Below are 14,734 nucleotides of genomic sequence, written 5' to 3' on the forward strand. Positions count from 1 at the left end.
CAATTCCGGCTTGTCGCGCCCACCGCCTGACAGTTGGTGAGGGAATCGCTAAATCGCGCCCAACCGCGCTTGCTGATGCCCCGTTGGCAATGTGTTGAAGCGCAATCGGTTTGATGGCACTGTATTTCGTTCGGCGGGTTTGCTTCACTACTTCTCCTGGTCGAAAGTGGTGATGCATTCACCGCCTGAACCTACCCCCGAAAAATAGCTTGAAAGTGTCATAAACTCACACAGTTTCACATCTGCAGCCCGTAACTTTTGGGGTTGTCAGTTTCGGTTCGCCTGTTGTGTTACTTAACCCGCATGTTCAACGTTGGACATGAAAAAGCTCCCCGCGCAGGGGAGCTTTTCTATTGGTGCTAGGACGTGGCGAAGGTGGGACGCACAGAGGGCAGTGGGCGTTTGTCTTCCTTTAAAGCCCAGGCCATCACGAACGCAGAGATTACGGCGATGATTGAGGCAAAGATCGGCACAGCCGGCCAGGGGGCGCCCGGTACGGAGTTGGTCACGTCCAGCAGATAGCTAAAGAGGAAGAGCGTGACCAGGGCCAGGCCAATGGTGATCGATCCTGCACGAGTGCCCTTCGCGCCGGCGACGGTGCCGACTGCGGTGCTCGCCACGGTAGCCATGAGGAAGCTCAAGAAGACGCACAGCGCGGTGAGCAGAACTGTGGTGTAGTTTTGCCCGGAATCCTCAATCATGTACAGCTCCCCGTTAGTGTCCGGAAACAGGGCCGGTCCGGAGGTGACAATGAAGCTATCGAATCCGCGGTAGTAACCGGACTTGTTCTGTTCGATGACCATCGCCGTGACGATGAAGGCGGCAGCCACCAACGATGTGCCCAAGATTGCGATGATTGCGGAGCGTACCCAGCGGGCGGTGCTCACGCCGTAGTCACGCAGGGTGACCGAACGCCGGGCTGTGATGAGGAAGAGGATGCCCAGCGCGATAATGCCAAGCAAGGTGTTGCCGGTTCCGCTGCCTACGAGCATGCGCCCGAAGGCCGAGTACAGGATGGCCACGGCGGCAACACCGAGGAAGGTTTTCTTGTTGGTCGCGATGAAAGCTCCGGTGCTCATTTCTTGCTCCGTTCGATGTAGGAGGAGGTGCTTGCGAGGTCGATGAGGGCCGCGGGGTCGAGGTAGCTCACCTCAACGCCGAGGGCGCGGGCATGCGCAGCGGCAGACGAACTGAGCTCTGTAGCCAGGATTGCCTCGCAGCGCTCGCCGAGGGTTTTCTTAGCGAGCACTGGGCCGGCCACCTGCGCCACGAGATCCGTAGGGCCTCGCAGCACCGGATGGCTAGCGCGCAGCTTATCGACGTCATAGGGCCCGTACGCATCCTGCTTGTGGATGACAATCAAGGTGTCGACTAGGCCGGCTAGATCCTGGGAGTGCTGCGAGGTGACCACAATGTTGGCCGATTCGGCCGAGTCGATAAGCATGCCGCGCAATGTGGCGCGGTGCTCGACATCGAGGCCGTTGAAGGGCTCGTCGAAAAGCAATGCTTCCTTGCCCGATGCCAGGGTGGCAGCGGCGATGAGCAGCTGGCGCTGGCCCAGGCTGAGCCTTTTGATAGGGGTGTCAGCGGGGAAATCGAGGAGGGACTCCGCGTGGGGCACATCGAGCTGATCCCAGCCGGTGCGCAGGATTTGGAAATATTCGCGCGGGGTGGCACCGAAGACCTGGGTGTCGGGTGCAGCCTTCGCCAGGGCCGCCGTAGGCATCTGCGCGAGGGTACGCAGGTAGTAAGTCTTGCCGGCGCCGTTGGGGCCAATCACGCCGTAGATGCTCATTTCTCCTCCTCCAGCATGGCGATGATGTCGTGGAGCGTGAGGCCGAGAATGCCGGCCTCCGCTTTTAACGGCTCGATGTAGGTGCGCTGGAACGCTTCACGACGCTCAGCGCGAATGCGCTCACGGGCATCTGGAGTGACAAACATGCCGAGTCCTCTTTTCTTCTCCACAAGCCCCACCATCGACAGTTCCGTCATGGCCTTGGCGGCCGTGGTTGGGTTGACCTGATAAAACTCCGAGAGCTCCTTGGTTGAAGGGGCACGATCCTCAGCCGAGAGCTCCCCGGACAAAATCATTGATTTCAGATCCTCGGCGATCTGGACGTAGATGGGCCGAGGGTCCGCCTCCTTCGCCTGCATATACACCTCCGTGGTTTATGGGTATACCACCTAGGTCATAAACCTAAGGCAGAAGAAAGGGACCCGTCAAGGCCCCATCGGAGGAATCGGAAACGATTCCACCGGACTTTTCTCGATATGACATTATGTAAACCGTGAGTGATTCTCTGCAACGCAACGATTCGAACTCCCCTACTGCCAGCTCTCCGCACAACGGAGACGACAGCACCAACCACGACGGATACATCAACCCGCTGCGCGACCCGCAGGATAAACGCTTGCCGCGTATTGCGGGTCCGGGCGGCATGGTGATTTTCGGAGTGACGGGCGATCTGGCCCGAAAGAAGCTTCTGCCTGCCATTTACGATCTGGCCAACCGCGGTCTGCTGCCTGCCTCCTTCGCGTTAGTTGGCTACGGTCGTCGCGAATGGTCGAAACAGGACTTTGAGGATTATGTGCGCACCGCAGTGGAACAGGGCGCCCGCACAGACTTCCGTGAGAGTGTCTGGCAGCGCCTGGCTGAGGGCATTCACTTTGTCACCGGTACCTTCACCGATGACGAGGCCTTCGATCGCCTGGCCGCACAACTTGAGGAGCTCGATCGCTCCCGCGGCACCGCTGGCAACTGGGCCTACTACCTGTCCATTCCGCCGGCTAACTTCCCCGATGTCTGTCATCAGCTCGATCGTTCGGGGCTGGCGCAGTCGGGCGAGGATTATTGGCGTCGCGTGATTATTGAGAAGCCATTCGGCCACGACCTGGCCTCCGCTCAGGAACTCAACCGGATTGTGAACTCGGTATTCCCGGAAGACGCTGTGTTCCGCATCGACCACTACCTGGGCAAGGAAACCGTCCAGAACATTCTGGCCATGCGCTTTGCCAACCAGTTGTTCGATCCGATGTGGAATTCTCACTACATTGACCACGTTCAAATCACCATGGCCGAGGATATCGGTTTGGGCGGTCGCGCCGGCTACTACGATGGTATCGGTGCAGCTCGTGACGTGATCCAGAACCACCTACTCCAGCTCCTGGCGCTGGTGGCAATGGAAGAGCCCATCGCCTTTACCCCGGAAGAGCTGCAGGCGGAAAAGATTAAGGTTCTGCGTGCCGTCGAGCCAGTGCGTCCGTTTTCGAAATACACCGCTCGTGGCCAGTACACGGCGGATTGGCAGGGCAGCAACTTCGTGCCGGGGCTGCGCGATGAGGAAGGCTTCGACCCCGAATCCACGACCGAGACCTACGCCGCCTGTACGCTGCAGATCAACTCCCGTCGATGGGCCGGTGTCCCCTTCTACCTGCGCACCGGCAAGCGCCTCGGCCGCCGCGTCACTGAAATTGCGCTGGTCTTTAAGTCCGCACCTCACCTGCCCTTCGCAGAGACAATGACTGCCGCTCTCGGCCAGAACGCAATGGTCATCCGTGTTCAGCCAGACGAGGGCGTGCTCATGCGCTTCGGCTCGAAGGTCCCGGGCTCGGCCATGGAGGTGCGCGATGTCAACATGGACTTCTCCTACTCCGAGGTGTTTACCGAGCAGTCGCCAGAGGCCTACGAGCGCCTGATTCTGGATGCGCTTCTCGACGAGGCCAGCCTCTTCCCCACCAACGAGGAAGTCGAGCTGTCCTGGAAGATTCTTGACCCCATCATCGAGTACTGGGCCAAGCGCGGTCGTCCCGAGGGCTACCCCGCAGGTTCGTGGGGGCCTTCCTCCGCTGACCACATGCTCGAGCGCGACGGTCGCGCTTGGCGACGGCCATAGGTTGCCGACCTCTCAGTTCTTAAGAATTTTCTGACAGAAAGAACACTTTCATGATTGTCAATTTGCCAGACACTGACACCGCGAGCATTGCTCGTCAGTTGGTGCAGCTTCGAGAGCAGGGCGGCATCGTCACCACGGGCCGTGTCCTCACCCTGATTGTTTTGGCCAAAAGCGAAGACGACCTGGAAAACATTATCTCCACGGTCAACTCCGTTTCCCGCGAGCACCCATCCCGTGTGCTGGTATTGGTCTCCGATGATCCACGCCTGGACAATCGCCTCGACGCGGAACTCCGCGTCGGTGGTGATGCCGGTGCCGCTGAGATCGTCGTTATGCACATGTCCGGAGAGATTGGTCAGCACCACAGCTCTGTGGTGACTCCCCTGTTGCTACCGGATACGCCGGTCGTGGCGTGGTGGCCGTCTGAGGCGCCGCAGGTCCCAGCGGCGACACCAATCGGCCGGATTGCCCAGCGCCGTATCACCGATTCACTGTGTGACCCGAATAGCAACGCTATCTACACGCGCCGTACGGGCTACACGCCCGGCGATTCCGACCTGAGCTGGTCGCGGCTGACGAACTGGCGCGGCGTGTTGGCATCCGCTTTCGACTTGCCGCCGCACTCGCCGGTGACCTCCGTGTCCATCTACGGCCCACAGGACTCGCCATCGGTCGAGGTCGCCGCTGGATGGTTGGCAGATCGCCTGGGGCTGCCGGTCAACCGTTACTCCACCGGTGAGAAGAAGATTCCGGTGGACGAAAAGGGCCGCGCCAAGCCACCGGTGACCTCCGTCGCCTTTGAGCGTGAAAATGGCCAGACTTTGCGCATCGATATTGAAAGCGCCACCACTGCATCGGTCACCAACGGAGAAAAGCCCCCGTTCAAGGTTGCAGTATCGCGTCCAACACGCTCCGAATGTTTGGCAGAGGAGCTGCGTCACCTCGACCACGATACTGCCTACGGACGTGCCCTGCGTGGCCTCAGCCAGATTCACACGGTGGGAATGCAACCTCCGACGTCCACAACAACTAGCTTCGCTAACGAACCAGGAGTCTCTGACAAGTGACCACCGATAACGCGTCGAATACCGTCCCTGCCCCTCAGTTCCACCGCGCCGCTGACCAGGCGGGTATCGTCGAGGCTGCACGTCAGCGCTTCATCGATGCGGTTGTCGCCGTCCTACATGGCAACGCCTCTCCGGTCACCGATGACGGTTTCGTACGCGTCGTTCTCACCGGTGGCGGCGCGGGTACCGCTTTGCTCAGTGCGCTTGCCGACGATTCCGGAGACATCGACTGGAACCGAGTCCTGGTGTTCTTCGGAGATGAACGTTTTGTCGCTGCCGACTCGGCAGATCGCAATGCGTTGGCTGCTCGTAAGCGTCTCTTGTCCCCTGTCGGCGTGCCGGAGGAAAACATCTTCGAGTTTGCCGCTGCCGACAGCGGCGTGACCACCACGGAGGCCGCCGAAAGCTACGAAGCTATCGTTCGGGAGATGGCTCCAAATGGCTTTGACCTTCACCTTCTTGGTATGGGCGGAGAGGGACACATCAACTCGATTTTCCCACATACCGCAGCGCTGGCTGAGCAGGAACGCTTGGTCGTGGACGTGCATAACTGCCCGAAGCCACCGCCGACCCGCATCACGTTGACGATGCCGGCCATCGCCAGCTCTCAGCGTGTGTGGCTACTTGTAGCGGGCGGCGAAAAGGCTGAGGCAATTGCAGCTATCGCTCAGCAGGACGACCCAGCGCAGTGGCCGGCGGCCGGGGTTCGCGGTGTTCAGGAAACCGTTGTCTTTGTTGACGATGCTGCGGCTGCGCAGCTCTAGGCTTCCGCTTCACCGCTAACAGCCCAGAAACAGCAAATTCCCGTCGATAAGCGAAATGCTATCGACGGGAATTTTTATTGCTTAAAGGCCTGCGGTGGGGCGTGCTGCGTGCGGAACCTACCAGCCGAAAGTATTGAACAGCAGCAACAGGACAATGCAGAGCAACCAGATAATCACGGTCACAATAGTGACGCGGTCAAGGTTCTTCTCCACCACAGTCGAACCGGACAGATTCGACTGCATGCCGCCACCAAAGAGGCTGGACAGTCCGCCACCCTTACCCTTGTGGAGCAGGATGAACAGCGTCATCAGGATGGATGTGATGACCAGGACAATCTGTATGGCGAGGTACACGCGCACTTCCTTTTGAAACGTCGCTTCTTTAAGAACTCCAACTATACTAGCGCAATTGCTCCGCTGGCTAGGTATCCCTAGCCCTATCCCTAGGCGAATTCCTAGCCGGAGTTGCGCAGTGCAGTTGCCAGACCATTCATGGTCAGCTGAATGCCCCGACGCACCTTGTCGCGATTATCGCCGGCACGGTAGCGACGCAGCATCTCCAGCTGGATGATGTTCAGCGGCATAAGGTACGGGAAGCGCATGTCCACCGAGCGCCTGAGCAGCGGGTTGTCCTCCAGCAGGTGCTTGTACCCGGTTACCTTCAGGAACATCTCCAAAGTCAGGTCGAACTCAGCCTTGATGATGCCGTAGATGCGCTCACCGTCGGCCTTATCTTGGCACAGGCTAGCGTAGGCGCGCGCCAGGTTCAGGTCAGCCTTGGACATGACCTGCGCCATGTTCGACAGCACCGAATTGAAGAACGGCCAAATCTCGTTGAGCTGACGGAGCTCAGCCAGACGGGAACCGTCTTCGTCCTCGCCGATCCACTCCTGCAGTGCAGAGCCGACACCAAACCAGCCCGGCACCATAGAACGCTGCTGCGACCAGGACAGTACCCACGGAATTGCGCGCAGGTCAGAAATGGTCTGGGTCTGCTTGCGTGAGGTCGGACGCGAACCGATGTTCAGGCTGCCGATCTCATCGACCGGGGTCGACGACGTGAAGAAGTCAATAAAGCCCGGGTCCTCGTGCATGAGCTTCGAGTAGGCCTCGCGAGACAGGTCGGAAATCTCCGACATAATCTCGTGGGCGCGAGCTGGGTTCTTCAGGTCATCGACGTCGAGCAGAGTCGACTCAATCGTTGCCGAAACCAGCGCGGCGAGGTTCCTGCGTGCCGCTGCAGGGTGACCGTACTTTGCAGAGATAATCTCGCCCTGCTCAGTGATACGCACGGACCCCTGGACTGCACCCGACGGCTGCGCCAGGATTGCTTCGTAGGACGGACCGCCACCACGGCCGACAGTACCTCCGCGGCCGTGGAAGAGACGCAGGTGAATGTCGTTGTCCTTCGCGGCTGCCACGATGGCGACCTCCGCGTCGTAAAGCGCCCAGTTTGCAGCGAAGTACCCGCCGTCCTTGTTGGAGTCGGAGTAGCCGAGCATGACTTCCTGCAGATCTCCGCGTGCGGACACGTATGCGCGGTAGACCGGAATGTCCCACGCAGCACGCAGCACGTCGGCACCAGCCTGCAGGTCTTCGATGGTTTCGAACAGCGGGATGACGTCAACAGAACCGGTCGGCTGGGAGCCATTCGGGCGAATCAGACCGACTTCCTTGAGCAGAATCATCGGCTCCAGCAGGTCGGAGACCGATGTACACATCGAAATGATGCAGTGCGGTACCGCGTCGTGACCGTACTTGCGCACCGCACGAGATGCCGCACGCATAATGCCTAGCTCGCGAGCCGTAGCTTCGGAAAGATCTGCGGAAGTCGAAACCAGCGGACGGGAGGACTGCAGTTCCTTGGTCAGCAGTTCGACCTTGTCGGCTTCCTTCAATCCCGCGTAGTTGTCCACCACACCGGCAGCGGAGAACAGCTCGGTGAGGATTTCCTCATGAGAGTCCGAATTCTGGCGGATATCAATCGAGTACAGGTGGAAACCAAATACCTCCACTGAATCCATCAGGTCGCGCAGGCGGTGATCGGCGATGAGGTCATCGTGGCTGGACCGCAGGGAGTCGTCGATAATCGAGAGCTCTTCAAGTAGCTCCTCGGCGCTGTCATACGGAGTGAATTCCGACCAGTCGCCCTCAATGATGGACTCGTCGAAGAAGTTCACCGCTGTTGCCGCCACGCGACCGCGGATACCGTGAACCGCACGACGGTACGGCTCATCTTCGCGGTTTGGTACGTCATTGTGGCCGCGGCTGGCCAAGCCGACCAAATCTACGGTGACCTTGGTCAGGCGGTCGCTGAGACTGAGCTCGCGCTCCAGCAGGTGCAACTGCGAGAAGTAGTGACGCAGGATCGTACCCGCTGCCCTATCGGAGGCGTAGCGCAGCGTCTCCTCCGTCACGTATGGGTTGCCGTCGTGGTCACCGCCGATCCACGAACCCATGCGAATGGTTGGATTAGCCGGCAGCTTGTCGCCGCCGAGCTGACGCAAGTGCTTGACGACGTCTCGGTTAATCTGTGGCACAGCTTCCAGCAGAGAAAGCTGGTAGTAGCGAAGACCAACTTCGACCTCGTCGCGAATATCCGGGCGGTTCATGCGAATCAGAGCCGTTTGCCACAGCGTCAGGATCCGGCGACGGATATCGGCATCAATCTCAGCGAGTCGGTCCGCGGTGCGCGCATTCATCGGGGCTGCCTGGATCTCGTGGCGGCGCCGCATTGCGGCCGTGATGTGCTTCTGCACATCGAACACTGTGCGACGACGAGTTTCCGTTGGGTGTGCGGTCAGAACCGGGACGACCTCAATGTGGTCCATCATATCCGCAATGGCGCTGCTGGAAACCTTGGCGTCGCGAAGCTTCTGCCATGTTGCTTCCAGCGTGGAGTCCTGCGGCGGATCGCCAGCATCGAGAGATGCCTCGATGCCCAGCTCCTCGTGCAAATCCTCAGCGAGGTTAGCTAAAAGTGCGAAGTGCGTGAAAGCACGGATGACAGGGCTTGCCTCGGCAGGGTCAATATCGCGGAAGAGGCCGGTGAGCTTCTCGATGTCGCCATCGCCACGATGGAGTTCGAAGGCTGCACGGCGAGCATTTTCGACCAGGTTAAAGACCTCGTCACCCTCTTGCTCGCGGATTACCTGCCCAAGAATTCGACCCAGGTGGCGAATATCCTCCCAGAGCAAGTCCTGCTGCTTCGCGGTAGCGGTCGAAGAGGATTGCTCATTGCTTGCAGTGTGTCGGTCAGTGTCACCATGTACTTGTTCGTTCATTGAGCACGTCCTTTGAAAATTGCCGGGCATTCGAAGTGGAAAGCCTCGGGAAATGTATTGCGCTGACTTATTGCCAGTCGGTGTGCCTGGATTGAGTCCGCCTAAAGGCAATAACCCCGAATCGGTTTTATGAGAATCAATAAAACCAATCCGGGGTCGCGCATGGCGCCTATCTTATCAGTTGTTCTGAATTTATATGCACTTAGGCGTTCTGAGCGGCATCTGCAGCAAGTGCGCAGAGCTTCGCGAATGCTTCACCGTCGAGCGAAGCGCCACCGACGAGGCCGCCGTCGACGTCGGGCTTGCCGACGATCTCAGCGACGTTCTCGGCCTTGACGGAACCACCGTAGAGGATGCGCATCTCCTTTGCGATGTTCGCGTCCCCAATTTCTGCGACGGTCTCGCGGATAGCTGCACAGACTTCCTGCGCGTCTGCAGCCGATGCGACCTTACCGGTGCCGATAGCCCAGACAGGCTCGTAAGCGATGACGGTCTTGGCCAGCTCAGCGTTGGTCAGATTAGCCAGGGAGCCCTTGACCTGAGAGACAACGTACTCGACGTGCTCTTCGGCCTCTCGGACCTCCAGCGGCTCGCCGACACAGACGATTGGGTTCATGCCCTCGCGCAGTGCTGCCTTGGCCTTCTTTGCGACCAGCTCATCGTCCTCTGCGTGCATATCGCGACGCTCGGAGTGACCGACGACGACCCAGGTGCAGCCGAGCTTTGCCAGCATCGATGCGGAAATCTCGCCGGTGTAAGCGCCGGACTCGTGGACTGAGACATCCTGCGCGCCGTAAGTGACGCCGAGCTTATCGCCCTCAACCAGAGTCTGGACCGAACGCAGGTCGGTAAACGGCGGGATGACAGCGACGTCAACCTTGTCGTAGTACTCCTTTGGCAGAGCGAACGCGAGTTTCTGCACCACACCGATAGCCTCGAGATGGTTCAGGTTCATCTTCCAGTTACCAGCAATAAATGGTGTACGTGCCATAGTGGTGGAATTCACTTCCCTATCAATTAGCGGATTTTTAAGCGATGAAAATCCGGTGGTGGAAAAATCTTAGTCTTCCAGGACGGAGACGCCCGGCAGAGTCTTACCCTCGAGGAACTCCAGCGAAGCGCCACCACCAGTGGAGATGTGGCTGAAGCCGTCCTCGTTCAACCCCAGAGTACGTACTGCTGCTGCGGAGTCGCCGCCACCGACGACGGAGAAGCAACCGTTGTTAGTGGTGGCATCGATGATGGCCTGTGCAACCTCGCGGGTGCCAGCTGCGAAAGCCTCCATCTCGAACACGCCCATCGGGCCGTTCCAGAACACAGTCTTGGACTCAGCGAGCACCTTGCCGAATGCCTCGGCGGAAGCCGGTCCGATGTCCAGGCCCATCCAGCCTTCCGGAATCTCGGTGGCGTCTACCACCTTGTTTTCAGCGTCTGCAGCGAACTTGTCAGCCACGACTACGTCGGTTGGCAGAACGATCTTATCGCCGTAGCGGTCCAGCAGATCCTTACAGGTGTCAATCATCTCTTCCTGCAGCAGGGATGCGCCAACGGCGTAGCCCTTGGCAGCCAGGAAGGTGAAGCACATGCCGCCGCCGATGACCAGGGAGTCAACCTTCGGCGCGAGAGCCTCAATAACGCCCAGCTTGTCGGAAACCTTGGAACCGCCGAGCACGACGGTGTACGGCTTCTCCGGGGTCTCTGCAACCTTGCGCAGAACCTCAAGCTCAGCCTGAACCAGATTGCCGGCGTAGTGCGGCAGCTTCTTAGCGACGTCGAAGACGGAAGCCTGGGCGCGGTGAACAACACCGAAACCGTCGGAAACAAACGCTCCGTCCGGAACTAGTGCAGCCAGCTCGGCTGCGAACTCGGCGCGCTCTGCCTCGTCCTTGGAGGTCTCGCGCGGATCGAAGCGGACGTTCTCCAACAAGAGTACATCGCCCTCGGTCAGGCCATTAGCGCGCTCGTGCGCGTCCTCACCGGAGACATCACCGGCGAGCGCGACGTACTGCTCCAGGCGCTCAGATAGCGCCTCAGCGACCGGGGCCAGGGAGAACTCGGACTTAACCTCGCCCTTCGGGCGACCCAGGTGAGCCATAACAACGACCTTGGCGCCGGCCTCGACAAGCGCGGACAGGGTGGGCAGCGAAGCATCGATTCGACCCGGATCGGTGATAACGCCGTCTTTCAGTGGGACGTTAAAGTCGGAGCGGACGAGGACGTAACGGCCTTCAATACCTTCGTTGATCAGGTCTTTGACAGTCTTAACAGTCATCTCAATGAAATCCTTGTGAAAGTGTGTAAAAAACGGGCCGCGGGTGGCGTGCCCTACTCAGGCGCAACCACCCCGGCCCGTTCGGGGTCTGGGATTAACCAGGTGAGTTATTAGAGGCGCTCACCGACGTAGACAGCCAGGTCGACGAGGCGGTTGGAGTAGCCCCACTCGTTGTCGTACCAGGAGACAACCTTGACCTGATCGCCGATGACCTTGGTCAGCGGTGCGTCGAAGATCGAGGAACGCGGGTCGCCCTCGATGTCCTTGGAAACGATTGGGTCCTCGTTGTAGCCCAGAACACCCTTGAGCTCGCCCTCAGCAGCTTCCTTGATGGCAGCATTGACGGACTCGACGGTGACCTCGCTCTTCGCAGTGAAGGTCAGGTCGGTGACAGAGCCGGTCGGGGTCGGAACACGCAGTGCGTAGCCGTCCAGCAGACCCTTGAGCTGCGGCAGAACCAGAGCGACTGCCTTTGCAGCACCGGTGGAGGTCGGAACAATGTTCAGTGCAGCAGCGCGGGCGCGACGCAGGTCCTTGTGCGGAGCGTCGTGCAGACGCTGGTCACCGGTGTATGCGTGGATGGTGGTCATGAGACCGCGCTCGATGCCGAACTTGTCGTCCAGGACCTTAGCCATCGGAGCCAGGCAGTTGGTGGTGCAAGAAGCGTTCGAAATGATGTTGTGCTTCTCCGGGTCGTAGTCAGTGTGGTTAACACCGACAACGAAGGTTGCGTCTTCGTTCTTAGCCGGAGCGGAGATGATGACCTTCTTGGCGCCAGCCTCGATGTGAGCCTTGGCAGCGTTGGCATCGGTGAAGAAACCGGTGGACTCAATGACGATGTCGACCTCGTGCTTGCCCCACGGCAGGTCCTTCGGGTCGCGCTCAGCGTATGCCGCGATGCGCTTGCCGTTGACGGTGAGGGACTCATCGTCGTAGGTGACCTCTGCGTCAAGCTTGCCCATGATGGAGTCGTACTTGAGCAGGTGAGCCAGGGTCTTGTTATCAGTGAGGTCGTTTACAGCAACGACTTCCAGGTCAGCGCCCGCAGCGAGCAGGGAGCGGAAGAAGTTGCGGCCGATGCGACCAAAACCGTTAATACCTACACGAACCGTCACAATAATCTCCTTAATGGATTGGCGAATCGATGCCACTTGTCAGGGCGCTGATTGCGCTCCAACAGGTTCACTACAGAAGTGTACGTTGGGTTTTTCATTCGCGCAGCGGTGGTTTGGTGCGAAAATCCCAAATAAACGGAGATTTATCAAAAATTACGCACCTGACTAGGCATAACAGGTGCTTTACTCGTCAACTTCTTTGTCAAAAAGTTCGTCTGTAACGACTGCAGTTGTGGGGGGAATTCCGAGTTCGTTTGCTCTTTTGTCCGCCATGGAGAGCAAACGGCGGATGCGTCCTGCGACGGCGTCCTTGGTCATTGGCGGATTTGCCAGCTGCCCAAGTTCTTCCAGTGAAGCCTGCTTGTGCTCGATGCGCAGCTGTCCTGCAGACACCAAATGGTCTGGTACATCGTCACCGAGAATCTCTAAAGCACGCTCTACTCGCGCTGCTGCAATAACGGCCGCACGAGCCGAGCGCCGCAGGTTGGCATCGTCGAAGTTTGCCAAACGAGTGGCCGTCGCTCGCACTTCACGACGCATTCGCTGTTCTTCCCACTGCAGGCGAGTAGTCTGGGCTCCCATTCGCGTCAGCAGCGCACCGATTGCATCGCCCTCCCGGATGATTACACGATCGCCACCGCGGGATTTATTCTCCTTGCTCTTAGCCGTAATTCCGAGTCTACGAGCACATCCCACCAATGCAAGTGCCGCTTCTGCAGAGGGAGCAGTGACTTCCAAAGCTGAGGAACGCCCCGGCTCAGTCAGTGAACCATGTGCCAAAAAGGCACCCCTCCATGCAGCTTCTTGATCGATCTTCTGTCCCATGATCAGCTTGCGTGGTAGCCCACGTACGGGACGTCCTGCAGAGTCGATCAGGCCAGTTTGCCTAACGACGAGTTCCGCGCCATCGGTTACCCGCACGATGTACTTCGAGGTCTTTCGCAAGCCACCGGGAGACAAGACATTGAGGCTGGCTTTGACATCGTAGAGTTCGGCCAGCATGGAGCGCAGGCGGCGTGCGACAGCGCCGGAATCCAACTCAGCCTCCAGCACAATCGAACCTGCCACCAGGTGGAGTCCTCCTGCGAAGCGGAACAGGGTCGAAATCTCCGCTGCCTGAGCGCTTTCCTGCGAAACTGACACGCGGGCTAGTTCGTCTTTGACCTTCGCCGTCAATGCCACGATGCTGTCCATCCTCATTTCATGTGTGCGAGCTGGGTTTGGGCCTGGTTAATTTAGGTAAAACTAACCCCATTTGAGCTTTAGCAATAAACCTCAAGGATAGTATCCGGTACCAATCGAGTGGCAATTAGTTGATTGTCTATTGCATCCTCGCAGGAGAATGCATTAAAACCCTCGACTGGCCGGACGCTTTAGAGGAACTGACGAAGTGCGACAGCTAGTTTCTCCGGCGAATGCCGACCCGTCAGAGCTCCGTGGTCATCAACTTCTTGCACATCGGCGAAGACAACCTGCGCGTCTAGGCTATCCGCCGCTCGCTGCAGGTATTCTCGTTCGGTATCCGCGAGCGGCGTGTTGTCGTCGACAAGCACGTAATTGAGCTTCAAGTTAGGTGCATGCTGCGTGAGCATATGGATGTGCCGTTCGGAAGAAAAACCGGCGGTCTCCCCCGGCTCGGCGACAAGATTCAGCACCACGACGGTTGTGGCATTGGTTTCTTGCAGAGCATCCCGCAGCCCGGGCACCTGAAGATGTGGCAGAACCGAAGTAAACCACGAACCCGGACCCAGCGTCACCAAATCGGCATTGAGGATAGCTTCAATGGCCTCCTCGGATGCCGGCGGAGTCTCAGGAATCAGCCGGATTCGGCGCACCTGGCCAGGTGTCGTGGCCACTGCGACCTGGCCACGGACCTGGCGCACAACGCGAGCATCCTGCTCCAAGCCAACGACTTCGGCCTCAATCTCTAGCGGGATCGGCGACATGGGCACGACTCGACCCCGGATTTGCAGCAACCGGCCAATTTCGTCAAGCGCGTCGACTTCATTTCCCATCACACTGGTGAGGCCAGCGATAATCAGATTGCCAATCGCATGCCCTGCCAGTGCGCCAGTTCCGCCAAAGCGGTGTTGCAGTGTCTTTTCCCACAGATCGCCTTTTTCCGTATCTGCGGAAAGCGCGGCGAGTGCCATGCGAAGGTCTCCAGGGGGAATCTGCCCCAGCTCACGACGAAGGCGACCCGAGGATCCGCCGTCGTCGGCAACTGTGACCACCGCTGTGACATGGTCCGCAACCTGACGGTCAGCTCTCAGCGTGGCAAATAGACCATGACCGCCACCCAGACTGGTAATTGATGTCAATTTCTACACCTCCACGAA

13 protein-coding genes are annotated in these 14,734 nt (G+C 59.0%); 3 read left to right on the forward strand and 10 right to left on the reverse strand.

The window, feature by feature from the left end:
• Positions 1-359: 359 nt before the first annotated feature.
• From ADB08_RS10320 to ADB08_RS10330, 3 genes are read right to left on the reverse strand one after another with little or no spacing between them, the layout of a single operon-like run.
• Complete coding sequence (locus ADB08_RS10320; protein WP_049172941.1) at positions 360-1,079, reverse strand: hypothetical protein; 720 nt, start codon at positions 1,077-1,079, stop codon at positions 360-362.
• Positions 1,076-1,795 carry an ATP-binding cassette domain-containing protein gene (locus ADB08_RS10325; protein WP_049172943.1) on the reverse strand — a complete coding sequence of 240 codons (720 nt, stop codon included), beginning with the start codon at positions 1,793-1,795 and terminating at the stop codon, positions 1,076-1,078. Before ADB08_RS10325 ends, ADB08_RS10320 begins: the two co-directional genes overlap by 4 nt.
• The gene (locus tag ADB08_RS10330; protein WP_016422738.1) at positions 1,792-2,154 is read right to left on the reverse strand and encodes a GntR family transcriptional regulator; all 363 of its coding nucleotides are present in this window, start codon (positions 2,152-2,154) and stop codon (positions 1,792-1,794) included. Before ADB08_RS10330 ends, ADB08_RS10325 begins: the two co-directional genes overlap by 4 nt.
• 134 nt (positions 2,155-2,288) lie before the next feature.
• Here ADB08_RS10330 and zwf point away from each other — a divergent pair, with 134 nt between their 5' ends.
• From zwf to pgl, 3 genes are read left to right on the forward strand one after another with little or no spacing between them, the layout of a single operon-like run.
• Positions 2,289-3,893 carry a glucose-6-phosphate dehydrogenase gene (gene zwf, locus ADB08_RS10335; RefSeq protein ID WP_016422737.1) on the forward strand — a complete coding sequence of 535 codons (1,605 nt, stop codon included), beginning with the start codon at positions 2,289-2,291 and terminating at the stop codon, positions 3,891-3,893.
• A 50-nt stretch (positions 3,894-3,943) separates the two neighbouring features.
• Positions 3,944-4,960 (forward strand): glucose-6-phosphate dehydrogenase assembly protein OpcA, encoded by a 1,017-nt coding sequence (locus tag ADB08_RS10340; RefSeq protein ID WP_016422736.1) that lies wholly within the window; start codon positions 3,944-3,946, stop codon positions 4,958-4,960.
• Entirely contained in the window at positions 4,957-5,724 is a 768-nt protein-coding gene (gene pgl, locus ADB08_RS10345) for a 6-phosphogluconolactonase (protein WP_049172945.1), read from the forward strand. Before ADB08_RS10340 ends, pgl begins: the two co-directional genes overlap by 4 nt.
• A 117-nt stretch (positions 5,725-5,841) precedes the next feature.
• Here pgl and secG read toward each other — a convergent pair whose 3' ends face one another.
• The 7 genes from secG to ADB08_RS10380 form a co-directional block, all read right to left on the reverse strand.
• Entirely contained in the window at positions 5,842-6,078 is a 237-nt protein-coding gene (gene secG / locus ADB08_RS10350; protein WP_005510775.1) for a preprotein translocase subunit SecG, read from the reverse strand.
• A 101-nt stretch (positions 6,079-6,179) separates the two neighbouring features.
• Positions 6,180-9,008 (reverse strand): phosphoenolpyruvate carboxylase, encoded by a 2,829-nt coding sequence (gene ppc / locus ADB08_RS10355; RefSeq protein ID WP_049172947.1) that lies wholly within the window; start codon positions 9,006-9,008, stop codon positions 6,180-6,182.
• A gap of 202 nt (positions 9,009-9,210) precedes the next feature.
• Entirely contained in the window at positions 9,211-9,999 is a 789-nt protein-coding gene (tpiA, locus tag ADB08_RS10360; RefSeq protein ID WP_049172948.1) for a triose-phosphate isomerase, read from the reverse strand.
• 69 nt (positions 10,000-10,068) lie between these two features.
• Positions 10,069-11,280 carry a phosphoglycerate kinase gene (locus tag ADB08_RS10365; RefSeq protein WP_049172950.1) on the reverse strand — a complete coding sequence of 404 codons (1,212 nt, stop codon included), beginning with the start codon at positions 11,278-11,280 and terminating at the stop codon, positions 10,069-10,071.
• Positions 11,281-11,390: 110 nt separating this feature from the next.
• Complete coding sequence (gap, locus tag ADB08_RS10370) at positions 11,391-12,395, reverse strand: type I glyceraldehyde-3-phosphate dehydrogenase (protein WP_048731894.1); 1,005 nt, start codon at positions 12,393-12,395, stop codon at positions 11,391-11,393.
• A gap of 183 nt (positions 12,396-12,578) precedes the next feature.
• Complete coding sequence (gene whiA / locus ADB08_RS10375) at positions 12,579-13,577, reverse strand: DNA-binding protein WhiA (RefSeq protein WP_048731892.1); 999 nt, start codon at positions 13,575-13,577, stop codon at positions 12,579-12,581.
• Positions 13,578-13,768: 191 nt separating this feature from the next.
• Entirely contained in the window at positions 13,769-14,716 is a 948-nt protein-coding gene (locus ADB08_RS10380; RefSeq protein WP_048731879.1) for a gluconeogenesis factor YvcK family protein, read from the reverse strand.
• Positions 14,717-14,734: the final 18 nt, after the last annotated feature.

The sequence above is a fragment of the Corynebacterium sp. 239_CJEI genome (assembly GCF_001055995.1).
In the GTDB taxonomy this organism is placed as follows: domain Bacteria; phylum Actinomycetota; class Actinomycetes; order Mycobacteriales; family Mycobacteriaceae; genus Corynebacterium; species Corynebacterium jeikeium_D.